The organism is Lentzea sp. HUAS12 (assembly GCF_024125735.1).
GTDB classification, from domain to species: domain Bacteria; phylum Actinomycetota; class Actinomycetes; order Mycobacteriales; family Pseudonocardiaceae; genus Lentzea; species Lentzea albida.
This window is the reverse complement of record NZ_CP099738.1, coordinates 5,315,864-5,342,500: the sequence shown is the minus strand read 5'-3', so window position 1 is coordinate 5,342,500 and position 26,637 is coordinate 5,315,864. Positions and strand designations below refer to the sequence as shown.

General features: G+C 68.0%; 30 protein-coding genes and 2 rRNA genes (1 of these 32 running past the window's edge). 21 read left to right on the top strand and 11 right to left on the bottom strand.

Annotated features, from left to right (window positions below; all coding sequences use genetic code 11):
* Window positions 1-1,109: ribosomal RNA gene (locus ND450_RS23960) — 23S ribosomal RNA — on the top strand (it extends 1,973 nt beyond the left edge of the window).
* Window positions 1,110-1,201: 92 nt separating this feature from the next.
* A 5S ribosomal RNA gene (gene rrf / locus ND450_RS23955) occupies window positions 1,202-1,318 on the top strand.
* 56 nt (window positions 1,319-1,374) lie between these two features.
* Here rrf and ND450_RS23950 read toward each other — a convergent pair.
* Together ND450_RS23950 and ND450_RS23945 are read right to left on the bottom strand one after the other, a co-directional pair.
* Entirely contained in the window at window positions 1,375-3,120 is a 1,746-nt protein-coding gene (locus ND450_RS23950; RefSeq protein ID WP_253320944.1) for a P-loop NTPase fold protein, read from the bottom strand.
* Window positions 3,120-3,503 (bottom strand): hypothetical protein, encoded by a 384-nt coding sequence (locus ND450_RS23945; RefSeq protein ID WP_253320943.1) that lies wholly within the window; start codon window positions 3,501-3,503, stop codon window positions 3,120-3,122. Before ND450_RS23945 ends, ND450_RS23950 begins: the two co-directional genes overlap by 1 nt.
* Window positions 3,504-3,602: 99 nt before the next feature.
* On the opposite strand from ND450_RS23945, the gene ND450_RS23940 reads away from it, so the two are divergent.
* The 5 genes from ND450_RS23940 (at window position 3,603) to ND450_RS23920 (ending at window position 8,098) form a co-directional block, all read left to right on the top strand.
* A complete protein-coding gene (locus ND450_RS23940) occupies window positions 3,603-5,234 on the top strand; it encodes a circularly permuted type 2 ATP-grasp protein (protein ID WP_253320942.1) in 1,632 nt (543 codons plus the stop codon).
* Window positions 5,235-5,243: 9 nt separating this feature from the next.
* Window positions 5,244-6,191 carry an alpha-E domain-containing protein gene (locus tag ND450_RS23935; protein ID WP_253320941.1) on the top strand — a complete coding sequence of 316 codons (948 nt, stop codon included), beginning with the start codon at window positions 5,244-5,246 and terminating at the stop codon, window positions 6,189-6,191.
* 2 nt (window positions 6,192-6,193) lie between these two features.
* On the top strand, window positions 6,194-7,036 hold the full coding sequence (locus ND450_RS23930; RefSeq protein WP_253320940.1) for a transglutaminase family protein: 843 nt from the start codon (window positions 6,194-6,196) through the stop codon (window positions 7,034-7,036).
* Window positions 7,037-7,101: 65 nt separating this feature from the next.
* Window positions 7,102-7,947 carry a helix-turn-helix transcriptional regulator gene (locus ND450_RS23925; RefSeq protein WP_253320939.1) on the top strand — a complete coding sequence of 282 codons (846 nt, stop codon included), beginning with the start codon at window positions 7,102-7,104 and terminating at the stop codon, window positions 7,945-7,947.
* A complete protein-coding gene (locus ND450_RS23920) occupies window positions 7,922-8,098 on the top strand; it encodes a DUF397 domain-containing protein (protein WP_089922283.1) in 177 nt (58 codons plus the stop codon). Before ND450_RS23925 ends, ND450_RS23920 begins: the two co-directional genes overlap by 26 nt.
* On the opposite strand, the gene ND450_RS23915 is transcribed toward ND450_RS23920, so the two are convergent.
* Window positions 8,083-8,505 carry a type II toxin-antitoxin system PemK/MazF family toxin gene (locus tag ND450_RS23915; RefSeq protein WP_177230045.1) on the bottom strand — a complete coding sequence of 141 codons (423 nt, stop codon included), beginning with the start codon at window positions 8,503-8,505 and terminating at the stop codon, window positions 8,083-8,085. The genes ND450_RS23920 and ND450_RS23915 overlap by 16 nt on opposite strands.
* Before the next feature lie 89 nt (window positions 8,506-8,594).
* On the opposite strand from ND450_RS23915, the gene lepA reads away from it, so the two are divergent.
* Window positions 8,595-10,430: a translation elongation factor 4 gene (lepA, locus tag ND450_RS23910; RefSeq protein ID WP_089922285.1), complete on the top strand. Its 1,836-nt coding sequence runs from the start codon at window positions 8,595-8,597 to the stop codon at window positions 10,428-10,430.
* A 56-nt stretch (window positions 10,431-10,486) separates the two neighbouring features.
* Window positions 10,487-11,023: an EF-hand domain-containing protein gene (locus ND450_RS23905; protein ID WP_253320938.1), complete on the top strand. Its 537-nt coding sequence runs from the start codon at window positions 10,487-10,489 to the stop codon at window positions 11,021-11,023.
* Here the strand turns inward: ND450_RS23905 and ND450_RS23900 are convergent.
* Both ND450_RS23900 and ND450_RS23895 read right to left on the bottom strand, forming a co-directional pair.
* Entirely contained in the window at window positions 10,990-11,379 is a 390-nt protein-coding gene (locus tag ND450_RS23900) for a PPOX class F420-dependent oxidoreductase (protein WP_253320937.1), read from the bottom strand. The genes ND450_RS23905 and ND450_RS23900 overlap by 34 nt on opposite strands.
* Window positions 11,376-11,966, bottom strand: coding sequence for a dihydrofolate reductase family protein (locus ND450_RS23895; protein ID WP_253320936.1), 591 nt, complete (start codon window positions 11,964-11,966; stop codon window positions 11,376-11,378). The genes ND450_RS23900 and ND450_RS23895 overlap by 4 nt, the downstream gene beginning before the upstream one ends.
* A gap of 92 nt (window positions 11,967-12,058) precedes the next feature.
* On the opposite strand from ND450_RS23895, the gene ND450_RS23890 reads away from it, so the two are divergent.
* Both ND450_RS23890 and ND450_RS23885 read left to right on the top strand, forming a co-directional pair.
* Window positions 12,059-12,520 (top strand): helix-turn-helix domain-containing protein, encoded by a 462-nt coding sequence (locus tag ND450_RS23890; protein WP_253320935.1) that lies wholly within the window; start codon window positions 12,059-12,061, stop codon window positions 12,518-12,520.
* Window positions 12,521-12,557: 37 nt separating this feature from the next.
* Window positions 12,558-13,169 carry a bifunctional 2-polyprenyl-6-hydroxyphenol methylase/3-demethylubiquinol 3-O-methyltransferase UbiG gene (locus ND450_RS23885; protein WP_253320934.1) on the top strand — a complete coding sequence of 204 codons (612 nt, stop codon included), beginning with the start codon at window positions 12,558-12,560 and terminating at the stop codon, window positions 13,167-13,169.
* Window positions 13,170-13,179: 10 nt separating this feature from the next.
* Here ND450_RS23885 and ND450_RS23880 read toward each other — a convergent pair whose 3' ends face one another.
* From ND450_RS23880 to ND450_RS23870, 3 genes are all read right to left on the bottom strand, one after another.
* Complete coding sequence (locus ND450_RS23880; RefSeq protein ID WP_253320933.1) at window positions 13,180-14,148, bottom strand: IS481 family transposase; 969 nt, start codon at window positions 14,146-14,148, stop codon at window positions 13,180-13,182.
* 161 nt (window positions 14,149-14,309) lie between these two features.
* A complete protein-coding gene (locus tag ND450_RS23875) occupies window positions 14,310-14,537 on the bottom strand; it encodes a hypothetical protein (RefSeq protein ID WP_253320932.1) in 228 nt (75 codons plus the stop codon).
* 74 nt (window positions 14,538-14,611) lie between these two features.
* The gene (locus ND450_RS23870; protein ID WP_371927403.1) at window positions 14,612-15,043 is read right to left on the bottom strand and encodes a phosphohydrolase; all 432 of its coding nucleotides are present in this window, start codon (window positions 15,041-15,043) and stop codon (window positions 14,612-14,614) included.
* 98 nt (window positions 15,044-15,141) lie between these two features.
* On the opposite strand from ND450_RS23870, the gene ND450_RS23865 reads away from it, so the two are divergent.
* From ND450_RS23865 to ND450_RS23850, 4 genes are all read left to right on the top strand, one after another.
* Window positions 15,142-16,617, top strand: a complete 1,476-nt coding sequence (locus ND450_RS23865) for a chitinase (protein WP_253320930.1) — start codon at window positions 15,142-15,144, stop codon at window positions 16,615-16,617.
* A 116-nt stretch (window positions 16,618-16,733) separates the two neighbouring features.
* Complete coding sequence (locus ND450_RS23860; RefSeq protein WP_253320929.1) at window positions 16,734-17,780, top strand: nitronate monooxygenase; 1,047 nt, start codon at window positions 16,734-16,736, stop codon at window positions 17,778-17,780.
* Window positions 17,781-17,790: 10 nt separating this feature from the next.
* Window positions 17,791-19,314, top strand: coding sequence for a DUF885 family protein (locus ND450_RS23855; RefSeq protein ID WP_371927402.1), 1,524 nt, complete (start codon window positions 17,791-17,793; stop codon window positions 19,312-19,314).
* A complete protein-coding gene (locus ND450_RS23850) occupies window positions 19,314-20,843 on the top strand; it encodes a DUF885 family protein (protein WP_253320928.1) in 1,530 nt (509 codons plus the stop codon). The genes ND450_RS23855 and ND450_RS23850 overlap by 1 nt, the downstream gene beginning before the upstream one ends.
* On the opposite strand, the gene ND450_RS23845 is transcribed toward ND450_RS23850, so the two are convergent.
* Entirely contained in the window at window positions 20,818-22,236 is a 1,419-nt protein-coding gene (locus ND450_RS23845) for an amino acid permease (protein ID WP_253320927.1), read from the bottom strand. The two genes, ND450_RS23850 and ND450_RS23845, sit on opposite strands and share 26 nt — an antisense overlap.
* Window positions 22,237-22,298: 62 nt before the next feature.
* On the bottom strand, window positions 22,299-23,267 hold the full coding sequence (locus ND450_RS23840) for a zinc-binding dehydrogenase (RefSeq protein WP_253320926.1): 969 nt from the start codon (window positions 23,265-23,267) through the stop codon (window positions 22,299-22,301).
* A gap of 70 nt (window positions 23,268-23,337) precedes the next feature.
* Between ND450_RS23840 and ND450_RS23835 the strand changes: the two genes are divergently transcribed.
* Genes ND450_RS23835 through ND450_RS23820 form a run of 4 tightly spaced genes read left to right on the top strand, consistent with a single transcriptional unit; the run spans window position 23,338 to window position 24,740 of the window.
* A complete protein-coding gene (locus ND450_RS23835; RefSeq protein ID WP_089922297.1) occupies window positions 23,338-23,556 on the top strand; it encodes a hypothetical protein in 219 nt (72 codons plus the stop codon).
* The gene (locus ND450_RS23830; protein ID WP_253320925.1) at window positions 23,553-24,020 is read left to right on the top strand and encodes a ribonuclease domain-containing protein; all 468 of its coding nucleotides are present in this window, start codon (window positions 23,553-23,555) and stop codon (window positions 24,018-24,020) included. The genes ND450_RS23835 and ND450_RS23830 overlap by 4 nt, the downstream gene beginning before the upstream one ends.
* Window positions 24,017-24,280 carry a barstar family protein gene (locus ND450_RS23825; protein ID WP_253320924.1) on the top strand — a complete coding sequence of 88 codons (264 nt, stop codon included), beginning with the start codon at window positions 24,017-24,019 and terminating at the stop codon, window positions 24,278-24,280. Before ND450_RS23830 ends, ND450_RS23825 begins: the two co-directional genes overlap by 4 nt.
* Before the next feature lie 43 nt (window positions 24,281-24,323).
* Complete coding sequence (locus tag ND450_RS23820; protein WP_253320923.1) at window positions 24,324-24,740, top strand: YjfA family protein; 417 nt, start codon at window positions 24,324-24,326, stop codon at window positions 24,738-24,740.
* Between the two features lie 12 nt (window positions 24,741-24,752).
* On the opposite strand, the gene ND450_RS23815 is transcribed toward ND450_RS23820, so the two are convergent.
* Window positions 24,753-25,523, bottom strand: a complete 771-nt coding sequence (locus ND450_RS23815; RefSeq protein ID WP_253320922.1) for an enoyl-CoA hydratase family protein — start codon at window positions 25,521-25,523, stop codon at window positions 24,753-24,755.
* Window positions 25,524-25,585: 62 nt separating this feature from the next.
* On the opposite strand from ND450_RS23815, the gene ND450_RS23810 reads away from it, so the two are divergent.
* Both ND450_RS23810 and ND450_RS23805 read left to right on the top strand, forming a co-directional pair.
* Entirely contained in the window at window positions 25,586-26,200 is a 615-nt protein-coding gene (locus tag ND450_RS23810; RefSeq protein ID WP_253320921.1) for a DJ-1/PfpI family protein, read from the top strand.
* Window positions 26,187-26,621 (top strand): MarR family winged helix-turn-helix transcriptional regulator, encoded by a 435-nt coding sequence (locus ND450_RS23805; protein ID WP_245786477.1) that lies wholly within the window; start codon window positions 26,187-26,189, stop codon window positions 26,619-26,621. The genes ND450_RS23810 and ND450_RS23805 overlap by 14 nt, the downstream gene beginning before the upstream one ends.
* Window positions 26,622-26,637: the final 16 nt, after the last annotated feature.

The following is a 26,637-nucleotide window of genomic DNA, read 5'->3' as shown; positions in this document are numbered from 1 at the left end:
TCCATGCGAAGTCGCAAGACGATGTATATGGACTGACGCCTGCCCGGTGCTGGAACGTTAAGGGGACCGGTTAGTCCTTCGGGGCGAAGCTGAGAACTTAAGCGCCAGTAAACGGCGGTGGTAACTATAACCATCCTAAGGTAGCGAAATTCCTTGTCGGGTAAGTTCCGACCTGCACGAATGGCGTAACGACTTCTCGACTGTCTCAACCGCAGGCCCGGCGAAATTGCATTACGAGTAAAGATGCTCGTTACGCGCGGCAGGACGGAAAGACCCCGGGACCTTTACTATAGCTTGGTATTGGTGTTCGATTCGGCTTGTGTAGGATAGGTGGGAGACTGTGAAGCGGCCACGCCAGTGGTTGTGGAGTCATCGTTGAAATACCACTCTGGTCGTATTGGATGTCTAACCTCGGTCCGTGATCCGGATCAGGGACAGTGCCTGGTGGGTAGTTTAACTGGGGCGGTTGCCTCCCAAAGAGTAACGGAGGCGCTCAAAGGTTCCCTCAGCCTGGTTGGCAATCAGGTGTTGAGTGCAAGTGCACAAGGGAGCTTGACTGTGAGACTGACGGGTCGAGCAGGGACGAAAGTCGGAACTAGTGATCCGGCCATGGCTTGTGGAAGCGTGGTCGCTCAACGGATAAAAGGTACCCCGGGGATAACAGGCTGATCTTCCCCAAGAGTCCATATCGACGGGATGGTTTGGCACCTCGATGTCGGCTCGTCGCATCCTGGGGCTGGAGTAGGTCCCAAGGGTTGGGCTGTTCGCCCATTAAAGCGGTACGCGAGCTGGGTTTAGAACGTCGTGAGACAGTTCGGTCCCTATCCGCCGCGCGCGTAGGATACTTGAGGAAGGCTGTCCCTAGTACGAGAGGACCGGGACGGACGGACCGCTGGTGTGCCAGTTGTTCTGCCAAGAGCATTGCTGGTTGGCTACGTTCGGAAGGGATAACCGCTGAAGGCATCTAAGCGGGAAGCTCGTTCCAAGATGAGGTATCCCACCCTTTGTGGGTTAAGGCCCCCAGCTAGACCACTGGGTTGATAGGCCAGAGGTGGAAGACCGGTAACGGTTGGAGCTGACTGGTACTAATAGGCCGAGGACTTGTTACAAAGACGCTACGCATCCACTGTGCGGTTCTGGAAGAACAACCAGAACCGATCGAGAGCTCGAACAGGGCTCTGGTTGTACATTTCCATAGTGTTTCGGTGGTTATAGCGTTGGGGAAACACCCGGTCCCATTCCGAACCCGGTAGTTAAGCCCTTCTGCGCCGATGGTACTGCACTGGTTACGGTGTGGGAGAGTAGGTCGCCGCCGAACTTAATTTGCCCTGCGGGTCGAGCGCCACAAGCGCTCCCCGCAGGGCTTTTTTCGTTCTACAGCAGTTTGCTGGCGAGCGTCGCAACGGCTCGTGCATCGCTGTCCAGCAGCAACTCCCGCAGGCTTGCCGCGGCTTTGTGGTCGGAGTGGGCGAACCCGAGCTTGGCGATCGCCGCGCCCCACCGGACGTCGTCAACGACCGCGGAAGCGAGGCTGTGCCACCCGCCGCGCAGCCGGTGCAGGTAGGCGGGCCACCTGACCGCGATCTCGGCGACGGCGACCAGGTGCCCGGCTTCCTCGACGTCCGAACTCGCGAGCACGCGCAGGTAGAACTGCCACGTGTTCAACAGCCGCTTCTCTTCGCGCACCGACTGCTCCGGCTGGGCGCGAAGCCGGCGTCGCAGTTCTTCGCGGACGACCGGGTGCTTCTCGATGGTGACGTACTCCTGCTCCACCTCCTCGACTGCCGCAGAATCCGCGAGCGATTCCGAGCTCGCGACGTCGCCACCTGGGGAGTCGGTGGCTTGCACCTCGCTGTGCACAGGACCGAGCTGTGCCAGCAGCACGCGGTCCACGTTGTCCGCGGTGGTGCGCGGCAGCCGCACCGGCAGCTGGACGATCTTCCGGAGGAACGTCCACCCCGGACTCGGATCATCGGGGTGCTTCACGGCGTTCGCGTCGGCGAGTTCCTTGTAGGCGTTGTCGACGTGTGCGGCGACGACGGTGGGGTCGAGGCCCAGCACGAACTTCGTGGCGGGGAACTCGTCCGCCAGGAACACGTTGATCGCCTCGAACACCTGTGCCGTCGTCCTGGGCGTGCACCGGTCGAGATCGTCGATCAGCAGGATCAACTCGAGGTGGTGCGCCGCGAGGTCGTGCAACAGCACCTCGATGTCGTGCTGCACCAGGTAGAGGTAGCCGGCGCGAGCGTTGTAGTACGGGGCGCGTATCAACGGATCCGTTGTGGCGCCTGCAAAGGCGTTGCTCACGACCGGTCCGGTGAACAGTTCGCCCGGCAGGAAGGCGGACGCTCGCGCGAACAGGTACCTGAACGCGGTGTGCAGCACACCGGCGGCGGCGACACCGCCCGTGGCGAACCACGCCCAGCCGATGTTCAGCTTGGTCAGCGCGTTCAGCACCGACAGCACGAATCCGAGCCCTGCGAGAGTCAGCAAGGGGGAGTGGATCCGCCGCCACAGCTGCCGTTGGAGGTGTCGCCGGTCGACGCGCAGGGCGTTGCGGGTGAACCAGTACCGCTCGCGCATGTACTGATGCGGCATCATCGCCGTCTCGGCCGCCTCGGTGACGGCTTTCGCCAGCCCCGCCCACACCTGTTCGCTCGACTGGTGCCGCCACGGGTTGAACGACACGATCAACGGCCGAGCCCGAGGAAGGATCTTCGACGGCTTCTCCCCGCGCGGTCTCCCCGGCCGTGGCCGCCACAGCAGGCGGTCCGCGGCGAACACGGTGAGCCTGCGCCCCTTCTCCACCACGGCGGGCTCCGAGGCGAGCCGGTCCTTCATGAGCTCCAGCAGCGTGCTCTTGCCCGAACCCCACGCGCCCTCGATCGTGATCACCGTGGGTGCGTCCTCGTGGCTCGGTTCGAGCACCTCCTTGAGCGCTCGCACGAGGTTGCCGCGATCGAGCAGGTCCTCCCGCGCGACCCGATCGCTGAACCCGCGGGTCCCCACGAGGCCGGCCTGCAACGGCACCCGCACCTCCGGGTTCCAGATACGCAGTCTGCCCGTGGGCCCACCCGACACCACGCGGAATCGCGCGTCCGGCCCCAGGTAGATCATCATCACGGACACCCGGGACGGCCGGCTCCGCCACAGCAGTCACCGGTGCGCAGGCTCCAGACCCGAACCGATCCGCCCTCGCTCCCCGAGACCAGCAGCGGTTCGCCGGCCCTCGTGAACGAGTCGACGGCCGTGACCCGAGTGGAGTGCCCGGCCAACCGGCGGACCTCGCGGGACCCGCGCAGGACGACGAGGTCTTCGCCGTCAGCCCGGATTCGCAGATCTCCCCACGACACCGATCGTTGTGGCCCGAACAGGCCTTCCTGGTCGAAGTACACCCTGAGCACCAGGCTCCGGGACTCACCGGTCGGCGAGATTCCGGTGATGGGCGCGCCGAGGTCGATCGTGCGCTCGGGTTCCGCCTCCGTCAGCTCGGCTGAGGTCACGCCTCCAAGGTCGGGGAAGCGACGGGTTTCGTTTCCGGGAAGTTTCTTGTCCGGTCGGACTAGTGCGCAATCGGCGCAGGTGGGGTGAAGATGTGGACCATGGAACACCGAGCCCGCACCTCAGGACTGCGCCGCAGCCGCACGGTCACCGCGCCGAGGCTCGGTGAGCTGTTCAACGGCTATCTGAATCCCGCACGGCCGCACGCCGGCGCCTACGACGAGATGTTCTCCACGGACAGCGGGGTGCGCTCGGCGTATCGCGCGCTGTACGACTCGGTGGCTCCGTCGCAGGTCAACGACCTGAACGCGCGCAGTGAGGCGCTCGGCCGGGCCTTCGTGGACCAGGGGATCACGTTCTCACTGAGCGGGCAGGAGCGGCCGTTCCCGCTCGACCTGATCCCGCGCATCATCACCGCGAGCGAGTGGTCGAAGCTCGAAAAGGGGATCGTGCAGCGGGTTCGGGCGTTGGAGATGTTCCTCGCGGACATCTACGGCGACGCCCAGATCGTTCGGGATGGAGTGTTGCCGAGGCGTCTCATTACGTCGTGCGAACACTTCCACCGCGAGGCGGCCGGCATCAGTCCGCCCAACGGTGTGCGCATCCACGTGTCGGGTGTGGACCTCGTGCGGGACGAGCAGGGGACGTTCCGGGTGCTCGAGGACAATCTCCGGTGTCCTTCCGGCGTCTCGTACGTCATGGAGAACCGGCGGACGATGGCGCGCGTGTTCCCCGATCTGTTCGCACGGCATCGCGTGCGCGCGGTGGGGGACTACGCGGTGCATCTGCTCAGGGCGTTGAGGAACGCCGCCGCGCCCAACGCGGCCGATCCGAACGTCGTCGTGCTCACCCCCGGGCTGGGGAACTCCGCCTACTTCGAGCACTCGTTGCTGGCGAGGCAGATGGGTGTGGAGTTGGTGGAGGGGCGGGACCTGTTCTGCCGCGACAACTTCGTGTACCTGCGGACCACCGAGGGCGAGCGGCAGGTCGACGTCATCTACCGGCGCATCGACGACGACTACCTCGACCCGGTGCACTTCCGGCCCGACTCGGTGCTGGGCATCGCCGGGCTGGTGAACGCGGCGCGGGCCGGCAACGTGGTGGTGGCCAACGCCATCGGCAACGGGGTGGCGGACGACAAGCTCGTCTACACCTACCTGCCGGAGATCGTGCAGTACTACCTCGGCGAGAAGCTGTTGCTGCCCAACGTGGACACGTTCCGGTGCTGGTTGCCGGACGAGCGGGCGCACGTGTTCGACAGGATCGACGAGCTCGTGGTGAAGCCCGTCGAGGGGTCCGGCGGCTACGGGATCGTGTTCGGGCCGGACGCGACCACGAAGCAGCTCAACTCGTTGCGCAAGCGGATCAAGAGCAACCCGCGCGGGTGGATCGCGCAGCCCGTCGTGCAGCTCAGCACGGTGCCCACCAAGGTCGGCGACAAGCTGGTGCCGCGGCACGTGGACCTGCGGCCGTTCGCGGTCAACGACGGCAACTTCATCTTCGTGCTGCCGGGCGGGCTGACGCGCGTCGCGTTGCCGGAGGGCAGCCTCGTCGTCAACTCCTCGCAGGGCGGCGGGTCGAAGGACACGTGGGTGCTCGCGGCGAAGTCGTCCACGCAGGAACGGGAACTGGCCGAGCCCGGGCTCGCCGGACCGTCCGACATGGAGTCGACCGCGGCCGAGCAGGGGCCTGAGCTGACCACTTCCCAGCAACAGCAACAACAGCAGCAGTAGGGAGGCGAAGTGCTCGCACGCAACGCGGAGTCGCTGTACTGGATCGGCCGCTACGTCGAACGGGCCGACGACACCTCGCGCATCCTGGACGTCTCGGTCCACCAGTTGCTGGAGGACGCGACCGTCGACCCGGACGCCGCGTCCCGGCGGTTGCTGACGGTCCTGGGCATCAAGCCACCGGACGGGGCCGACCAGTTCGACGTGTGGTCGCTGACGGAACTGGTGGCGTACAACAAGGACAACCCCAGCTCCATCGTGTCGTCGGTCAACAGCGCGCGCGAGAACACCCGTGGCGCGCGCGAGGTCGTGTCGACCGAGATGTGGGAGTGCCTCAACGCGATGTGGAACGCCGTCGCGGAACGGCAGACCTACGCGCGCACGATGGGTCCGCACGCGTTCTTCAGCTTCGTCGAGGAACGGGCGGCGATGTTCGCTGGCCTCGCGGACTCCACGATGTCGCGGGACGACGGGTGGCGCTACCTCGTGCTGGGACGCTCGGTCGAGCGCGTCGACATGATCGTGCGGCTGCTGCTCGCGCACGTCGGTGACAGGGCGTCGTCTCCCGGCTGGGTCACGGTTCTCCGTTCCGCCGGTGCGCACGACACGTACTTAAGGACGTACCGCGGTGCGTTGGACGCGTCGAGAGTGGTGCAGTTCCTGTTGTTGGACAGACTGTTCCCGCGATCGGTGTTCCACGCGCTGAGGCAGGCCGAGTCGTGCTTGGAGCAGCTGGAGAACCAACCGTCCGTGCGCGTCGGTGCGCGCGCGGAGGCGTTGCGGTTGCTCGGCCAGGCGCGCAGCGAGCTGGAGTTCCTGCGGCCGCACGACCTGCTGCCGGATCTGCCGAAACGCCTTGCCGCACTGCAACAAACCGTGCGTGACGTCGGTGAAGCGGTGTCGCTCCAGTACTTCCACACGGCGCAGTGGGTCGCCTGGACGAACACCGAGGTGGGCTGACCATGAGCTGGCGAGTGCGTGTCGTGCACACGACGGGTTACGTCTACGAGGCACCGGTCGTGCAGTCGTACAACGAGGCACGGCTGACACCACGCGGTGACCGCAAACAGAACGTGGTCGTGTCACGCGTCGAGACGACGCCTGCGACCCGTGCGTACCGGTACACCGACTACTGGGGCACGGAGGTCACGTCGTTCGACCTCCACGCGCCGCACAAGGAACTGCAGGTAGTCGCGTCGTCCGTGGTGGAGACGAGCGCGGAGATCGAGCCGGTGACGACCGGAACGTGGGCGGACCTGAAGGAAGACGACCTCGTCGACCGCTACACGGAGTTCCTGGAACCCACGCTCTACACGCCGCGCGACCGCGAACTGCTGGCGAAGGCCCGCGAGCTCAAGAAGGGCAGGACGCCGTCCGAGGCCGTGCTGGCCGCCTCGCAGTGGGTGGGGGAGCAGCTGACGTACCAGCCGGGGTCGACGGGCGTGCACAGCTCGGCGGTCGACGCGTGGCACGAGCGCAAGGGCGTCTGCCAGGACTTCGCGCACCTCACGCTGGTGTTGTTGCGCGGCATGGGAATCCCGTCTCGGTACGTCTCCGGTTACCTCCACACCAAGGAGGACGGGCCGTTGCGGGAGACGGTCCGCGGCGAGTCGCACGCGTGGATCGAGGCGTGGACCGGCGGGTGGTGGGGGTACGACCCCACGAACGCGATCCCGGTCGGGCCCCGGCACATCTGGGTCGCGCTCGGGCGCGACTACGCGGACGTGGCGCCGTTGAAGGGGATCTATTCGGGTGGGGCGGCCACCGCCCTCGAGGTCACCGTGGACATCACACGGCTTGCGTAGGGTCCTTTGTTTTCACCCGAATGAGCCTCTTCATTGGACCGACTGCAATCCCTAGCGTCGGCCCTATGAGTGTGATCACATCGACGGCGTGCAGCAGGGCTCTGGGTGACGAGCTGCGCCGGCTCCGGGAGTCCTGCACCGACCTGGGCGGTGCCCACATGGCCCTGCGGCTGGGCTGGCACCCGAGCAAGGTGACCAACATAGAGAAGGGCAAGGCGCGCGCCAGCGAGATCGACCTGGTGCAGTTCCTGACGGCGTGCGGCAAGGACATCGACTTCTTCGAGGACTTCCGCAGGCGCTACAGGCACGCCTTCGACGAGTACGTGGTGCAGGTGAACGAAGAACTGCGCACGGTCGCTTTCGCCGAGTCCACGGCGGTGACGCTCACCAGCTACTCCGCGCGAGGCATACCGGGCCTGACGCAGACACCGGAGTACGCGAACGCCCTGTACCGGCTGGGCGGGTTCGTCGCGGAGGAGCGGATCCCGAACCTCGTGCGGTTCCGCATCGAGCGGCAGGCGATCCTGCGGCGGCACGACCGGCCGACCTGCGTGTTCTTCGTGCACGAGCTCGCGCTCCGGCAGAAGGTCGGAGACGACCAGGTCATGGAGGACCAGTACGCCAAGCTGCTCTTCAGCGGGTTGGACATCCGGATCGTGCCCGCGGACGTGGTGGTGCCCTCGTCGGGCTGCGTCCTGTGGTCGTACGAGAAGGCGGCATCGGTCGTCTACTGCGAGGCGGACCTCGTGAACGTGTTCGTGCAGGACCCCGGAGCCATCGCGCGGACCAGGCTCCTCTTCGATCACCTGGAGCGAGTCGCGTTGGATGCGGGACAATCGCGGACGAAGCTGGCGGAGTACGTCAGCCCACCGCGAGAGGAATTCGATGGCCGGGGACCGCGTCTGGCGTAAGAGCAGCTACAGCGGAGCGACCGAGGGCGGCGAGTGCGTCGAGGTGTCGATCGCTCGCGACGTCCTGGTGCGTGATTCCAAGAACGCCGGCGCGGGCACGCTGAGGTTCAGCGCACCCGCGTGGCGTGCGTTCGTTCAGCGCCAGCCGTGACGTTCGCGTAGGGCGTCGACGACCTCACCGAACGCGGCGGGGGCGAGCACGGCGCCCTCGCGGCGGATGTCGTCGTCCGAGGCCAGGGCGAAGACGCGGTCGAGGCGCAGGTAGGAGGGCCTGCCCTCGCGGTCCCAGGCGCCCGCGCCCAGTTCGAGGAAGTCGTCGCGCGGCTCCTTCGAGGAGAGCATCAGCGCGACCAGGTCGCCGTCGGCGTGGCCCACGACGAGCAGCGGGCGGTCCTTGCCGCGGTTGGCGTCCTCCTCGAAGGGAACCCAGGCCCAGACGACCTCGCCGGGGTCGGCGTCCCCGTCCATGGTGGGGGAGTAGTCGAGCTTCGCGGCCCTGGCCGCGTCGAAGATTTCGCGTACCGCGCCCTTGGCCGGGCGGGGGTCCTCACCGTTCATCAGCACGAACGCACCCTAGTGGTGCAGAGCACGTCGGCCACTATGGGACCATAAGGGGACACCCGTCCGATTTCCTGTTGAGGACTGCCTTGACCACGTTCGCCGACACGACCTTCACGCCTCCGGAGCTCATCCGGAACTTCTGCATCATCGCGCACATCGACCACGGCAAGTCGACGCTGGCCGACCGCATGCTGCAGCTCACCGGCGTGGTCGAAGCGCGGGCGATGCGCGCTCAGTACCTCGACCGCATGGACATCGAACGTGAGCGCGGCATCACCATCAAGGCGCAGAACGTGCGCCTCCCGTGGCAGGTCAACGGGCAGGACCACGTCCTGCACATGATCGACACGCCCGGCCACGTCGACTTCACCTACGAGGTCTCGCGCGCGCTGGAGGCCTGCGAGGGCGCGATCCTGCTGGTCGACGCCGCGCAGGGCATCGAGGCGCAGACGCTCGCGAACCTGTACCTGGCGATGGAGAACGACCTCACCATCATCCCGGTGCTGAACAAGATCGACCTGCCGGCCGCCGACCCCGACAAGTACGCGAAGGAGATCGCGCACATCGTCGGCTGCGAGCCGGACGACGTGCTGCGGGTCTCCGCCAAGACCGGTCTGGGCGTCGAGGCGCTGCTCGACGAGGTCGTGAAGCTCGTCCCGCCGCCCGTCGGCGAGGCCGACGCCCCGGCCCGCGCGATGATCTTCGACTCGGTCTACGACACGTACCGCGGCGTCGTCACGTACATCCGCGTGGTGGACGGCAAGATCACGCCGCGCGAGCGCATCAAGATGATGTCGACGGGTGCCACGCACGAGATCCTCGAGGTCGGCATCGTCTCGCCCGAGCCGAAGCCGTCGCGCGGCCTCGGCGTCGGCGAGGTCGGTTACCTGATCACCGGCGTGAAGGACGTGCGCCAGTCGAAGGTCGGCGACACGGTGACGTCCGAGAAGAAGGGCGCCACCACCCCGCTCGCCGGCTACCGCGAGCCGCGGCCGATGGTCTACTCGGGCCTGTACCCGGTCGACGGCTCCGACTACCCGGAGCTCCGCGAGGCGCTGGAGAAGCTGCAGCTCAACGACGCCGCGCTGACGTTCGAGCCGGAGACGTCGGCCGCGCTGGGCTTCGGTTTCCGCTGCGGCTTCCTCGGCCTGCTGCACCTCGAGATCACGCGCGACCGCCTGGAACGCGAGTACGGCCTGGACCTGATCTCCACGGCTCCGAACGTCGTGTACCGCGTCGTGATGGAGGACGGCACCGAGCACGTCGTGACGAACCCGTCCGACTGGCCCGAGGGCAAGCGCGCCGAGGTGTACGAGCCCGTCACCAAGTGCACGATCATCGCGCCGTCGGACTACATCGGCGCGATCATGGAGCTCTGCCAGGCCAAGCGCGGCCAGCTCGGTGGCATGGACTACCTGTCCGAGGACCGCGTCGAGCTGCGCTACACGATGCCGCTCGGCGAGATCATCTTCGACTTCTTCGACTCGCTGAAGTCGCGCACCCGCGGTTACGCGTCGCTCGACTACGAAGAGTCCGGCGAGCAGGACGCGGAGCTCGTCAAGGTCGACATCCTGCTGCAGGGCGAGGCCGTGGACGCGTTCTCGGCGATCGTGCACAAGGACCACGCGTACGGCTACGGCACGCGCATGGCCACGAAGCTGCGCGAGCTCATCCCGAGGCAGCAGTTCGAGGTGCCGATCCAGGCCGCGATCGGCTCGCGCGTGATCGCCCGCGAGACGATCCGCGCGATCCGCAAGGACGTGCTCGCGAAGTGCTACGGCGGTGACATCACCCGCAAGCGCAAGCTGCTCGAGAAGCAGAAGGAAGGCAAGAAGCGCATGAAGATGGTCGGCCGGGTCGAGGTGCCGCAGGAGGCCTTCGTCGCCGCGCTGTCCACGGAGGAGCCGAAGGGCAAGAAGTAGGTTCAGCTGTTCGTGCGACTGCCGACGTTGAGCCATGTTGCCCAACGTCGACAGTCGTGACCTCTGCTTTGAGCCATGAGAACGACGTCCGCCGCTTCCGGAAGTGGGACGCCGACAACAACGGTGTGATCGACCGCAGCGACTACGAGGCCGAGGCGCGGCGGATCGTCGCGGCGTTCGGTGAGTCCCTGAACAACGGCCGCGGTCGTGCCGTCATGGAGGCGTTGATCGAGCTGCACCGGCGTCAGGCGGAGGCGGCAGGGGTCGGGCCCGCCGGCGCGCTGAACCAGGAGCAGTACCTCGCGGCGAACCGGGAGCTGATGTTCGGGCGCGGCGACGAGGGGTTCGACTCGCTGCTGCGGCCCACCATCGCCGCGATCTCCGACCTGTGCGACACCGACCGCGACGGCCTGGTGAGCCGGGTGGAGCTGCGCCGCTGGCTCGGGTCGGCGGTGGGGTTGAGCGACGCCGACTCGGATGCCGCCTTCGACCGGATCGACCTCGACGGTGATGGCGCGCTGACGGTGGACGAACTCGTGATCGCGGTGCGCGAGTTCCACTACGGGCGGCTGGACATCCCGTTGCTGGGCTGAGCCGGTTCGATCAGCGCGACGACCCGTTCCTCGTCGCGCCCGTAAGGCGCCCCGATGTACTTCTGGGCGATCGCATCGATGATCTCCCACGCCGCGTCGCCGTCGAGCCACTCCACGACGCGCCCTCGGAGGGTCACCGGCTGGAACGGGGTGTCCGGCGGCGTCAGCGAGATCGCCACCCGCGGGTCCCGGCGCAGGTTGCGGGCCTTCTGCGAGCCGGGGCCCGTGAGGATCGCGATGTGGTCGCCGTGCGTGCCGATCCACAGCGGCACCGAGTGCGGTGCGCCGTCGGGCAGGAGCGTGGCCAGGTGGGCGATCGGGGTGCCGTCGAGCACCTCGCGCAGTTCCGCGTTCATCGCTGCACCTCGTAACGCAGGTGCGTGACGCCCGGCGCGGGGACGGCTTCGATGAGGTTCAGCCGCACGTGCTTCGGCAGTTCCTGGAAGAACGGGCGGCCTGCGCCGAGCAGCACGGGCACCTGGTGCAGCACGATCTCGTCGACGAGCCCGGCCTCGAGTGCCGAGGCCAGGACTCCGCCGCCCATCAGGCCCACGTCGCGGCCGTTGGCCAGGTCGCGGGCCGCGGCGACGGCGGATTCGACGGTGGTGGCCGGGGTCTGCTGGTCGCTCAGCGACGGCACCGGGGTGTGGCTGAGGACCACGACGCGGGTGTTCGGGACCGGGCTGCCGCCGCCGAAGCGTTCGGAGTCCTCGTAGGTCTTGCGGCCGGCGACCAGGGCGCCCACCCGTGCGGCGAGGGAGTCGAAGAGCGGTGCGCTGGCCTCGCTCAGCTTGAAGCCGTCGAAGACGGTGCTGGGGACGGTGCCGTCGAAGTACCAGTCGAACAGCGTGCCGCCGTCGCCGAGGCCGTGACCTGGGCGGGCGTCGCGGCCGGTGATGTAGCCGTCGACCGACACCGCGTGGGCGCTGATCACCTTGCTCATCGCTCACTCCTCGTTGGGGTTCCCTTAAGAGACTCCGTGACCGTAGCAGGTTGAAGTTCCTTTAGGGAACCCTGAGTTGGTAGGCTCAGGTCATGCAGCGGACCAGTTTCAGTGGGATGGCGTGTTCGATCGCGCGCACGCTCGATGTCGTCGGGGAGCCGTGGACGCCGCTGATCCTGCGGGACGTGTGGGTCGGGATGAACCGGTTCGAGCAGCTCCAGGCCGATCTCGGGATCTCGCGCAAGGTGCTCACCGAGCGGCTGAACCACCTGGTGGAGCAGGGGGTTCTGGACAAGAGGCCGTACGACCAGCGGCCGCGGTACGAGTACGTTCTCACCGCGAAGGGCACCGAGTTGATCGACCTGCTCATGGTGATGAAGGGCTGGGGCGACCGGTGGCTCGCGGGGGAGGCGGGGCCGCCGGTGCTCTACCGGCACCACGCCTGCGGGGAGATCTCGGACGTCGAACTGCGGTGCGACCACTGCGGGGAGCCGATGCGCGCGGGGGACGTCGACCTGCTGCCTGGTCCTGGTGTTGCTGGTTCGGCAACGTAGTTTGCCGATCCGGCACGAGGAGGGGCATCTTGAACTCATGACGACTGCGCAGGAGTTCTGGGAGACCTTCTACTCGGAGCGGGACCAGGTGTGGTCCGGCAACCCGAATCCGTTGCTGGTGCGGGAGGTCGAACGGCTGGCGCCCGGCAGCGCGCTCGACGTCGGGTGTGCGGAGGGCGGGGACGCCGTGTGGCTCGCGAAGCGCGGGTGGCGGGTGCTGGGGGTCGACGTGTCGCAGGTGGCGCTGGATCGGGCGCTCAAGCACGCGCACGACGCCGGCGTCGAGATCTCCGTGGAGCGGCACGACCTCAAGGTGACGTTCCCCGACGGGGTGTACGACCTGGTGAGCGCGCAGTTCCTGCACTCGCCGGTCGAGGAGGACGGGGAGCGCAACAGCATCCTCAAGAGGGCCTCGCAGGCCGTCGCTCCCGGTGGGCACCTGGTCATCGGCGGGCACGCCGGGGCGCCGTCGTGGTCCGAGCACCAGGACTACTACTTCCCGACGACCAAGGACGTGCTCGACCACCTCCAGCTCAAGGACAACTGGATCATCGTCACCGACGAGGTGGTGGAACGGCCGCTGACGGGGCCGGAGGGGCAGCAGGAGATGCGCAAGGACAACGTCCTGACGCTCAAGAGGTTGTTCTAGATGTACTTGGTCATGAGGTTGGTGACTGAACGCGGCTGATGGGTGGGTGCCCGTTGAGTGCGTGGTGACCGCGTTCAGTGTTGTAGTGGTTGAGCCAGGGCGCCAGCGCTGCGGTGCGGGCGTCGTTGTCCAGGAAGATTTCGCGGTAGGCCCACTCGGTTTGCAGGGTGCGGTTGAGGCGCTCGACTTTGCCGTTCTGCCAGGGGCAATGTGGCTTGATGGTCTTGTGGCGAGCGCCGATCGCCGCGATCGCGGCGGCGAAGTCGCGGGAGATCAGATAGTTCTTGGCGTTATCGGTCAGGACTCGGTGAACACGTGGGATGCCTTGCTCGGCGAACCAGGCTGTGGCGCGGAGCAGGAACCCGGCGCAGGTGGTGCCGCGTTCGTCGGCGAGGACTTCGGCGTAGGCGAGCCGGGAGTGGTCGTCGATGGCGGCGTGGACGTAGTCGTAGCCCAGGCCGCGGCGGGAGCCGGGACGCAGGCCGCGGCCGTGAGCGCGCCAGCCGCCTCCGGGCGGGATCTTGCCGATCTTTTTGACGTCGAGGTGGATCAGGTCACCTGGCTGCGGGTGTTCGTAGCGGCGGGTGGTGTGTCGGCTGGCGCGGATGCGTTGCCCGGTCAGCGGATCGCACTCGGCCAGCCTCGGCACGCCATACCGGGCCAGCACCCGCGACACAGTGCGAGCGGGTACGCCGGTGCGGGCGCTGATCCGGGCCGGTCCGCACCGCAGCTCGCTGCGTGCCGTCACGATCTGCTGCTCCGTTCGAGCCGATGTCCGCGACGGTATGTGATGCGGTCGGCTGGACCGATCGGCCAGGCCGGCGGCGCCTTCGTCACGGAATCGGCGGACCCAGCGGTGCGCGCACTGCCGTGACACACCGAGCTCTTTGGCCACGTGGGCGACCGGTCTGCCCGCGGCGACCCTGGAAACCAGGACCAGGCGTCCGTGCACAGTCAGGCGGGCGTTAGCGTGTGCCATCGAGGCCTCCGGCTGTGGTGACTGACTTCGCAATCACCACCGCACCGGAGGCCTCACCCATGATCAAGCCAACACACCGTCACCAACGTGTTGGCCAAGTACATCTAGAAACGCAGAAGGCCACCCTCGGCGGCATTGCCGGGGTGGCCTCAGGATGTTCGTCAGGCGGTGCGCAGCAAGCGGTCCATCGCCTGGCGGTTGATGATCGAACGGATCTCGCCGGTCTCCTCCGCGCTGTGGCGGGAGAGGATGGCGTCCAGTTCGAGTCGGTCGCTCTCCGTGGTGTAGCTGGCCAACTGCCGCTCCAGGCTCTGACGCTTCACCCGAGCCGCGCGGCGCGTGGCAAGGCTCGAACGCAGGGACTTCACGGACAGGTCGTGGCGGGTCATCGTGTCCTTCCAATCTTGGTTACGTTTCGATAATACACCCTGTTCAAGCGACCTGTACCGATGAAGAAGGCGAGCTACCTCACGTAGGAGGCGAGCAACCCGAGCGCGCGGGCGTACTTGGCCTTCAGGCGCTCCTGCGTCTCCTCGTCCAACCGGGCCATGCGGGTGGGGGAGAGGTTGTCGCCGATGTCCGCGTGCTTCACGGAGAGTGCCAGCGGGTTCGCGGCCACGCGGCGCAGGTAGTCCTCCTGCGGTTCGTCCGGGAGGTGTGACAACGCCACCACCGCGTCGACGACGACCGGCGGGCAGCCGCGGGCGAGAAGGTCGTCCGCTGTCACCGCCGTGTCCTCGATGACGTCGTGCAGGACGGCGGCCATCTTCTCGTGCTCTCCCGTCACGGAGGCCATGACCCGCAACGGATGTCCGATGTACGGCCGGCCCGACTTGTCGACCTGCCCGTCGTGCGCGGAGGTGGCGATCGCGATGGCGTCTTCGAGGGTGAACACGGGCATCAAGCTAAACCAGGGCTTGACCAAGTGCAGTGGTCTAGTCCATTTTTAGTCCACTCACAACATGGCCGCCGCATGATGTGTGGAGGTGGACCATGTCCAAGACCAGACGAGCAGCGATAGCGCTGCTCGCCGCGCTCTTCTCGTGCGCCGGTCTGGTGTTGGTGATCAACGGCAGCGCCGCCGCCGCGAACCTCGCGGCCAACAGCGGCTTCGAGGCCGGCAACCTCAGCGGCTGGACCTGCACCGAGGGCACGAGCGTCACCAACAGCACCAAGCGCACCGGCACGTACGCGCTGCAGGGCGCCCCCGTCGGCCAGAGCAACGCGCGGTGCCAGCAAACCGTTCCGGTGCAACCGAACACGGCCTACAAGCTGTCCGCTTGGGTGCAGGGCAGCTACGTCTACCTCGGCGTCACCGGTGGCGTGGAGAAGAACACCTGGACTCCCGGTACGAGCGGGTTCAGCCAGCTGAGCCTCGACTTCAACTCCGGCGGTGCCAGCAGCGTCACGATCTACCTGCACGGCTGGTACGGCCAGCCCGCGTACTTCGCCGACGACGTGAACCTCGACGGCCCCGGCACGCCGCCGACGACCACGAGCACCACGACGTCGACCACCACTACGACGACCACGACGACCACCACCACCACCACCACGACGAGCAACCCGCCGAACACCGGTCTGCCCAAGCACGTCCTGACGGGCTACTGGCAGAACTTCTACAACGGTGCGCGCGCTCTGAAGCTCGCCGACGTTCCCACCACCTACGACATCATCGCGGTGTCGTTCGCCGACGCCACGGCGGTGCAGGGCCAGGTCGCGTTCAACCTCGACCCCGGCCTGAGCAGCCAGCTCGGCGGCTACACGGACGCGCAGTTCCGCGCCGACATCCGGACGGTCCAGAACCGCGGCCAGAAGGTGATCATCTCCGTCGGCGGTGAGAAGGGCACGATCAGCGTCGGCAACTCCACGGCGGCCACGAACTTCGCCAACAGCGTCAAGGGCCTCATCTCGTCCTACGGCTTCGACGGCGTCGACATCGACCTGGAGAACGGCGTCAACGCCCAGTACATGGGCCAGGCGCTGCGCGACATCTACAACGGCGGCGGCAAGGTCATCACGATGGCGCCGCAGACGATCGACATGCAGAACGTCAACGCCGAGTACTTCAAACTGGCGCTGGCGACCAAGGACATCCTGACGATCGTCAACATGCAGTACTACAACTCCGGTTCGATGCTCGGCTGCGACCAGCAGGTCTACAGCCAGGGCACGGTCAACTTCCTGACCGCGCTCGCGTGCATCCAGTTGCAGTCCGGCCTGCGCGCCGACCAGGTCGGCCTCGGCCTGCCCGCGTCGCCGTCCGGTGCCGGTGGCGGTTACCAGTCGCCGTCCAACGTCAACAACGCGCTCAGCTGCCTCGCCCGCGGTACGAACTGCGGGACGTTCAAGCCGAGCACGACCTGGCCGTCCATCCGCGGCGCCATGACGTGGTCGATCAACTGGGACGCCTCGAACAACTGGCAGTTCGCGAACACCGTCGCCCCTCATCTGGACTCCCTGCCCTAGATGATGGAACGGTCGGCGCCACGTCCACTGTGGACGTGGCGCCGTCGTGTTCCCGAGTCGGCAACGACACACGCTTCCACCAGGCATTCCACGCCGGATCGCACTAGGTTGTCCTCATGTTCCACACGCTGGCCGTGCCCGTGATCGCCGCGCCCATGGCAGGTGGCCCCTCCACCCCCGAGCTGGTCGCCGCGGTGAACGAGGCGGGCGGGTTCGGGTTCCTCGCGGCGGGGTACGTCACCGTCGAGCAGCTCGCCGAGAAGATCGTGCGGACGAGCGAGCTGACCAGCAAGCCGTTCGGGGTCAACCTGTTCGTGCCCGGCACACGCTCGACAGCGGACCTCACGTCGTACGTGCAGCGGGTCGCGTCCTACGCCGAGAAGGTCGGCACGGCGCCCGGCGACCCGCGCTGGGACGACGACAACTACGCGGCGAAGCTCGAACTCGTGCTGGCGCTGCGGGTGCCCGTGGTGTCGTTCACCTTCGGCCTGCCCGACGTGGACGACGTCCAGCGGCTCAGGGCGGCCGGTTCCACGATCGTCGTGACGGTCACCACCCCGGCCGAGGCGCGGCAGGCGCAGCAGATCGGCGCGGACGTCGTGTGCGTGCAGGGGTCGGACGCGGGCGGCCATCGCGGCACGTTCGCCGACGACGGCGTCTCACCCGGCGGCGGCGAACTCTACGGCACCCTCGCGGCGATCCGGCTCGTGAAGAGCGCGGTCGACCTGCCGGTGATCGCGACCGGTGGTCTCGTGACCGGCGCCGACGTCGCCGCCGTGCTGGCGGCGGGGGCCGTGGCGGCGCAGCTCGGCACCGCGTTCCTCGGCTGCCCGGAGGCGGGAACCAATGCGGCCCAACGGGAAGCGCTCGCCGAGGGGGTCCGGCGCACGGCGCTCACGCGGGCGTTCAGCGGCAGGCCGGCGCGGGGGCTCGTCAACAGGTTCCTGATCGAGCAGGGGCCGCACGCTCCCGCCGCGTACCCGAACGTGCACCACCTCACGAAGCCCGTGCGGGCGTCCGGCGAGGTCGAGGTCATGTCGTTGTGGGCGGGCACCACGTACCCGATCGCCACGGCCGAACCGGCGGGCGCGATCGTGGAGCGCATCGGGGCCGAGCTGACGGAAACGATCAATTCCTTGGCAGAGCGGTTCCGGCGCGGCTAAGAAGGAGGGCGTGACCTCGCTCTCCGATGAGATGTTCCAGGCGATGATGGACTGGAACCCGCTGTTCGCCACGCTCGTCGGAGTCCCCGGCTGGGACGATCGGCTCGACGACGTCAGCGTCGACGGTCACCAGGCGTTGCGGCGGAGGCTGACCGGGATCCTCGACCGCCTCGACGGCAGCGACGAGGACCGGGTGTCGCGGGACGTGATCCGGCACCAGGCCGAGTCGATCATCACGTTCATCGACGCGCGGCTGGTCGAGCACTCGGTGTCCAGGGGCACGAACGCGCCGGTCGCGAGCATGCTCAGGGCCACCTCGCAGATCGACTTCTCCCGGCGGCGGCACCTCGTGCCGCGGCTGCTGGAGCAGGCCGGGCGGAGGCTGGTCGAGACCGATCGCAGGCCGTTGCGCCGGCACGTGGACAACGGCGCCGCGTACGTCGAGCGGTTCCTCGCCTCGCCGCGGCAGGAGTGGGAGGGCGAGGAGGACCTGCGTCCGGCGTTCGCCCGGTACCGCGAGGTCCTGCTGGGGCTGCCCGGCCGTGACGACGAGCAGGCCGGTCTGTGCTGGCTGCCCGACGGCGAGGAGAACTACCGCAAGCTCGTCCGCGACTACACGACCGCGTCCTACAGCCCGTCCGAGCTGCACCGGCTCGGGCTCGACCTGATCGCCGGGCTGCACGAGGAGTACGCGGAGATCGGATCGCGGGTCTGGGGCGTCAGCGACGTCCACGAGATCTTCCGGCGGTTGCGCACGGACCTGTTGTGGGACAACGAGGACGAGATGCTCGTCCACGCGGTCGAGGCCGTCGCGCGGGCCGAGGCCGAGGCGCCGAACTGGTTCGGGCGGCTGCCGAAGGCGCGGTGCGAGGTCCGTTTCGTGCCGGAGGTCGACCGCCACAACGCCGCGTTCGCCTACTACGAGGACGCCGCCCTGGACGGGTCGCGTCCCGGCACGTACTTCGTGAACCCCTTGAACGCCACCGGCCGCAGCCGCACCGTCGCCGAGGTGACGGCGTTCCACGAGGCCGTGCCCGGACACCACTTCCAGCTCTCGATCGCCGCCGAGACCGAGCTGTCGAACCTGCGCAAGTTCGCGTTCATCGACTCCTACCTGGAGGGCTGGGGCCTCTACACCGAGCGCCTGGCCGACGAGATGGGCCTCTACTCGTCCGACGAGGCACGCCTGGGCATGCTGGGGCTCGACGCGATGCGCGCCGGGCGGCTGGTGGTCGACACGGGCCTGCACGCGCTCGGGTGGCCCCGGCAGCAGGCCGTCGACTACCTGCGCGAGAACACCGCCATGGACGACGCGGAGATCGGTTCCGAGGTCGACCGGTACATCGAGGCGCCGGGGCAGGCGCTCGCGTACATGGTGGGGCGCCTGGAGATCCAGCGCGTACGCGAGGAGGCCCGGGCCGCGATGGGCGACCGGTTCGACGTCAAGGCTTTCCACGACCTGGTGCTGGAGAACGGCGTCGTGCCGTTGCCCACGCTCGGCTCACTCGTTTCCGACTGGTCCGGGAGGGCCTGATGTCACTCGCTGACGACGTGTTCCAAGCACTCATGGACCACTCGCCGCTGCAGGCGGCGATGCTCGGCGTGCCGGGCTGGGAGCGCGGGCTCGGTGACCTGAGCCCCGAGGGGCAGAAGGCCGACCGGGACCGGATCGCCGCGCTCCTGGAGAGGGCCGAGACGGACGACACCGAGGACGCCGTCACGCTCGCGGTGATCAAGCAGCAGGGACGGGCGGTCGTCGACCGCATCGACGCGAGGCTCGTCGAACACAGCGTCGCGACCATGAGCTCGCCGGTGAACAGCCTGCTCCTGATCGCGTCGAAGCTCGACGTGTCGCAGCGCCTCGACGAGTTCCCGCGCTACGTCGAGCAGGCCGCCGCACGGGTCCGCGACTCCGACCGGCGCCCGTTGAGCCGGCACCTGGAGACCGGTGTGCAGCGGATGGACGCGTTCCTGGCGTTGCCGGCGCAGGAGTGGGAGGGCACGCGCTCGGACGACATCCGCGCCGCAGTCGCCGGGTTCCGCGACGTGCTGGCGTCCGTCGAGGACGGGCGCGGCGACGACAAGGCCGGTCTGTGCTGGCTGCCCGAGGGCGAGCGGAACTACGCGAACCTGGTCCGCAACTACACCACGACCTCCCGCACGCCCGACGAGCTGCACCGGCTGGGGCTCGACGTCATCGCGTCGCTGCGCGAGGAGTACGCGGAGATCGGGTCGCGGGTCTGGGGGGTCTCGGACGTGTCCGAGGTCTTCCGGCGGCTGCGCACGGAACTGTTGTGGGACAACGAAGAGCAGATGCTCGAGAGCGCCGTGGAGGCGATCGCCCGCGCCGAGGCCGAGGCGCCGAAGTGGTTCGGGCGCATGCCCGGCGTCGGCTGCCAGGTGCGTCTCGTGCCGCAGGAGGAGCAGCGCACGTCGGCGATCGCGTTCTACCAGCCCGCGTCGGCCGACCGTTCACGCCCCGGCACGTACTGGCTGAACCCGTTGGGCGCCACCGAACGCAGCCGCACGCTGTCCGAGGTGACGGCGTTCCACGAGGCCGTTCCGGGCCACCACTACCAGTTCACGATCTCGTCCGAGACCGAGCTGCACAACGTGCGCAAGTACGCGTTCATCGAGGCGTACCTGGAGGGCTGGGGCCTCTACACCGAGCGGCTCGCGGACGAGATGGGGCTGTACTCGTCCGACGAGCAGCGCCTCGGCATGCTGGGGCTCGACGCGATGCGGGCCGGGCGGCTCGTGGTCGACACCGGCATCCACGCGTTCGGCTGGTCGCGGCAGCAGGCCGTCGACTACCTGCGTGAGAACACGGTCATGACCGAGCCCGAGATCCACAGCGAGATCGACCGGTACATCGAGACGCCCGGCCAGGCGCTCGCGTACATGGTGGGGCGCCTGGAGATCCAGCGCATCCGCGGCGAGGCCGAGACGAAGATGGGCGACCGGTTCGACGTGCGCGCGTTCCACGACCTGGTGGTGGGGAGCGGCGCGGTGCCGCTCTCCACCCTCGACCAGATCGTCACCGCCTGGACTGACGCTCCATGACGGAGTGCCTCTTCGAGTAGGCGAAGTAGATGATCAGGCCGATCACGAACCAGACCGCGAACCGCAGCCAGGTCTCGGGGTTGAGGAACGTGATCAGCCAGATCGAGAAGATGATGCCGATGACCGGCACCACGGGCATGCCCGGCGTCCTGAACGTGCGGGGCAGGTCGGGCTGCTTGTAGCGCAACACGATGACGGCGACGCACACGACGACGAACGCCAGCAGGATGCCGATGTTGGTGAGCTCGGCGGCCTCCGCGATCGGCAGGAAACCGGCGATGACCGCGGAGGCGATGCCGAGCACCCAGGTGATGCGCGACGGCACGTGCTTCACCGGGTGCGTCTTCGCGAACCACGGGGGCAGCAGGCCGTCGCGGCTCATCGAGAAGCCGACGCGGGCCGCGCCCAGCAGGAACGTGAAGAGCACCGTCGTGATGCCGAGGATGGCGCCGACGCTGATGACGATGCCCAGGGCGGGCAGGCCGATGTCGGCGAACGCCGTGGCGAACGCGGACTCCGAGTCGACGTCCTTGTAGTTCACCATGCCCGTCAGCACGAGGCAGGCCAGCACGTACAGGACCATCGACACGGCGAGGGAGTAGATGATCGCCTTCGGCATGTGCTTCTGGGAGTCCTTCGACTCCTCGGCCGCCGTCGACATGGCGTCGTAGCCGAACACCGCGAAGAACACCGTCGCCGCACCCGTGAGCGCACCCGAGATGCCGAACGGGAAGAATGGGTTGTAGTTGTCGGTGTTTATGTGGAACGCGCCGACGATCACGACCAGCGCCACGACCGCGATCTTCAGGTACACCAACGTGGTCTCGAACCGTGCGGCGTTCTTCATGCCCATGTTCAGCACGAACGCGATCAGCAGGCACAGCAGCACGGCGAACAGGTTCACCTTGTACGTGCCCGCGGCCACGTCACCTGTTTCCGTGCCCGGCGCGCCGAGCATCCACTGCGGTAGGTGGATGTCGAGCAGGCTGAGCAGTTCGGTGAAGTAGCCGGAGATGCCGATCGCGACCACCGCCACGATCGCGGTGTACTCGAGCAGCAGGTCCCAGCCGATGAACCAGCCGACGACCTCGCCCAGCACCGCGTAGCCGTAGGTGTAGGCGCTGCCCGCCCTGGGGATCAGGCCCGCGAACTCCGCGTACGAGAACGCCGCCGCCGCGCTCGCGATACCGGCGATGAGGAACGAGACCAGCACCGCCGGGCCCGCCGTCTTGTTCGCGACGGCGCCGGCCAGCGAGAAGATGCCGGCGCCGATGATGCCACCGATCCCGATGGCCGTCAGCTGCCACAGGCCCAACGTCCTGGTGAGCCCGTCGCCCTTGTCCTCAGCGATCTGATCTATGGGCTTGCGCCTGAAAACGCCCTGCGTGGTCATGCGGACCACTGTCACGCGGTTCGGCGGGAGCCGCTCGGCAGAAGGGCGTTTTGCACGCTTTGCTACGAGCGGCTGAGGACGATCTTGCCCGCCGTCTCGCCGTCCAGCATCGCCTTCAGACCCTGCTCGGCGTCCTCGAACCTCAGCTCCGCGCCGATCTGCGGCTTCAGGTCGTTCAGGGCGCAGAACTGGATCAGGTCGCCCAGCTCCTCCCGCGTGCCCATGGTCGAGCCGACCACGCGCAGCTGCAGGAAGAAGAGCCGCTGGAGCTCGGCCGCGGTGGCGTCGCCGGACGTCGCGCCCGAGATGACGACGATGCCACCGGGCTTGAGCGACTTCATCGAGTGCGACCAGGTGGCCTTGCCGACGGTCTCGAACACCGCGTCGACCCGTTCGGGCAGCCGGGCGCCGGACTCGAACGTCTCGTGGGCACCGAGGCTCTGGGCGAGCGCGCGCTTCTCCTCCGTGCGGCCCGTGACCCACACGCGGAACCCGGCGGCACGGCCGAGCTGCACGAGCGCCGTCGACACACCGCCCGACGCGCCCTGCACGAGCATCGTCTGGCCGGGGCGCAGACCGGACTTCACGAACAGCATCCGGTACGCCGTGAGCCACGCCGTGCCCATGCAGGCGGCCTCGGCGAACGACAGGCCGGCGGGCTTGGGCAGCGCGTTGCGGGCCGGGACCACGACGTGGTCCGCGAACGTGCCCTGGTGCTTCTCGGTGAGCAGCGTGCGCCTGGGGTCGAGCGTCTCGTCACCGGACCAGTCCGGGTCGCCGATGACCGAGTGCAGCACCACCTCGGTGCCGTCGTCGAGCACGCCCGCGCCGTCGCAGCCGAGGATCATCGGGAACTGCTCGGCCTTGATGCCGACCCCGCGCAACGTCCACAGGTCGTGCATGTTGAGGCTGGCCGCCTTCACCGCGACGCGCACCCACCCGGCGGGCACCTCGGGCTCGGGGCGCTCGCCCACGCGGAGCGAGGCCAGCGGGTTCTCAGGACCGGGTTCTGCTGCGTAGACGGCGAACATGGTTCGCAACATACCCACCTGGATCGTGGCCGAATGCCGTGACACGGGTCACGCGACTACTCTCGGGGTCGTGGACTGGCTGGTGCAGTGGTGGGACGGGGTCGAGCTGTGGGTCGTGCAGCTGCCCGTCGCCGTGCAGTTCCCCGTCGTGATGATCGTGGTGTTGCCCCTCTGCCTGGGCGTGGCGCGGCTGATCGACAGGGTCGCTGACTGGGGTGCGAACAACCCGGCGTCGGTCGGCGCTCCCGAGCCCGACCCGGAGCCCGAGACGGAGAAGGTCGCCGCGTGAGTCCTGGTCGTCGCCTGACCGTCGCGCTGGTCGGGCTCATCGCTCTGGTCGTGATCGGGTGGTTCGTCAAGGACACCACCGCCTCGGACCCCGTGCCGCCGTCCTCGTCCTCCTCGCCGCCGGCGACTTCCGCGTCTTCCGGGTCGCAGGCGGGCGCCGTGCCCGGTTCGTCGTCCGGCATGGACGTGCAGGCGCTGTCGAAGCTGCCCGCCGAGGCCGCGAAGACGTGGAAGCTGATCGAGGCGAACGGGCCGTTCCCGTACCCGCGCAACGACGGCGTGACGTTCCAGAACCGGGAGAAGCGGCTGCCCGCCAAGAACTCCGGGTACTACAAGGAGTACACGGTGCCGACGCCGGGCAGTCCGGACCGAGGTGCGCGGCGGATCGTCACCGGGTCGGAAAAGGAAGTCTTCTACACCGGCGACCACTATTCGTCGTTCGTCGTCGTGGACGTGAAGAAATGAAACGGCACATTCTCGTATCGGAGAAGTCGGCCGCGATCTCGGCCATTGCCGCGGCGCTCGACTTCCCGTCGTGGTTCGGGCAGAACCTCGACGCGCTTTACGACAGCCTGACCGATCTCTCGTGGCTTCCCGCAGGTGAGTACGTGCTGGTCGTGCCGGTGGACCTGGACCGGTCGGTGCTGGAGGTGCTGCGGGACGCGGTGAAGCAGACCGCCGAGTCGGGTGACCGGAAAGTGCGCGTGATTCGCACGGAAAGGTGATCCGGGCTGCGGAGTCGTCGTCCGGAGTGGACAGTGCCGTTCCATGGAGACGCAATTCCGCCGTGTGAGCTGTGTGCTCGGCGCTGCCGTGGTTCTCGGACTGCTGTGTCCCGCCGCGTCGTTCGCCGGTGATCCGGACTGCTCGCAGGAGAAGCCCTTCTCGCCGTTCGAGACGCTCGACGGCGACAACCCCGCGACGATGCCGAACGGCCGTGTGATCGAACTGCGGGCGTCGAACACGTCCAAGTGCGCGTGGGGGCGCATCTCGCACGGCACGCCCGGTGAGGAGATCTGGACCGACCGCAAGGAGCCCTCGGCCAACGGGCACGAGGGCTTCCTCGGGTACACCAGGATCGACTCGGGTTCCGCGAAGTACACCGACGCGTTCAAGAACGACGGCAAGCTGATGCGGGCCTGCGGGTCGTCGCAGGGCCGCATCGAGTGCACCGGCTGGTTCTAGCCTTCCGCCGGATCAGTCCTCGGCGGGCACCCAGGACGGCTTGCGCTTCTCCCGGAACGCCGTGATGCCCTCCTGGCCCTCCGGGCCGCCGAAGTGCCGCGCGGACAGCTCGAGCATGTCCGCGAAGACCTCGCCGAGGTTCGTGGACCGCTCCTGCTGGAGCATCTCCTTGGTGGCGGCCAGGGCGGTGGGGGCGCCGAGCGCGAGCATGTCCGTGTAGCGGCGGACCTCGGCCTCGACGTCGTCCGTGGCGGCGTTGAGCAGGCCGATCTCCTTGGCGCGCTGCGCGTCGAAGGTCTCGCCGGTGAGGAACAGCTCGTGGGCCTGGCGGGGGAGCAGCCGCGGCAGCACCGTCACCGAGATGACGGCCGGCACGACGCCGATGCGGACCTCGCTGAACGCGAACGTCGCCTTGGCGTCCGCGACGGCGATGTCGCACGCCGCCACGATGCCGACGCCCCCCGCGCGCGCCGGGCCGTTGAGGGCGGCGACGACGGGCTTCGGGCTGGTCCAGAGCTGTTCGAGGATCGCGGGGAACTCGTTGACGCCCTGGTCGCCCGCACTCGCGCCGGCGGCCTCCTTGAGGTCCATGCCGGAGCAGAACACCGGGCCCGTGTGGGTCAGCACGACCACGCGCACGCCGTCGTCCTTCGCCGCCGTGGTCAGGTGTTCCCTGAGCTCCCGGCGCAGCTGCGACGACAGCGCGTTGCGGTTGTGGGGGGAGTCCAGCGTGATCGTCGCGATGCCACGCCGCACCTCGTAGTGGACCAGCTCTTCTGCCATGTGGCTGACCTTAGCTCCCGTGTTAGTTGACAGCATGCTGTCAGCTATGACAGTGTGCTGTCATGACGCAGACGGTGTACCTCGTTCTGTCCGACGGCATGGCGGACTGGGAGTACGGCCACGTGGCCGCGCAGGTGAGCCTGCAGCAGTTCCAGCAGCAGGCGGGGCGGTACGAGATCCGGACGGTCGGGCTGACCCTCGACCCGATCCGCACTCTCGGCGGGGTGCGGATGGTGCCGGACGTGGCTGTGCAGGACGTGTCCGTCGAAGGCGCGGCGATGCTCGTTCTGCCGGGCGGCGACGGCTGGGAGACCGGTGCGCTGGCGGCGTTCGGGAAGCTCGCGCGGACCTTCCGCGAGGCGGGCAAGCCGATCGCGGCGATCTGCGGCGCGACGGTCGCGCTGGCGGCCGAGGGACTGCTCGACGACGTGCCGCACACGTCGAACTTCCTGGAGGGGCTTGGTTCTTACGGCGGCGCGGCGTTCTACCGCGACGAACGGGTCGTGCGCGCCGATGGCGTGATCACGGCGGGTGGTGCGTCTTCTTTGGAGTTCGCGCGAGAGGTGCTGGCGGAGCTGGAGACGTTCTCTCCCGCGACTTTGGACGCTTGGTACGAGTTCAACCGGGTGGATTCGGCCGAGGCGTTCGGGAAGCTGGTGGCGAGTGTCCAGGAGTGAGTCGGGTGACGTGCTGACCGACGTCGTGATGAGGACGTTCCGCCTGTACGGGGCGTTCCTCGACGCGGCCGAGGTGATGACGAAGCCGGTCGGCCTGACCGCGGCGTGGTGGCAGGTGCTCGGCGCCGTGCTGCGCGAGCCGTTGTCGGTGTCGGGCGTGGCGCGGGAGATGGGCCTGGCCCGCCAGTCCGTGCAGCGGATCGCGGACCTGTTGGTGGACAAGGGTTTGGCGGAGTACCTGCCGAACCCGGCGCACGCCCGCGCGAAGCTGATCCGGCCCACCGCCGAGGGATACGCGGCCGTCGAGCGGCTGCGGGAGGCGCAGCACGAGTGGGCGAACCGCGTCAGTGCGCAGGTCTCCTTGGAAGACCTGCGCACGACGCTCGCGACGATGACCAAGCTGGTCGCGGCTACCTCCTGATGCCCGGCAGGGGTGG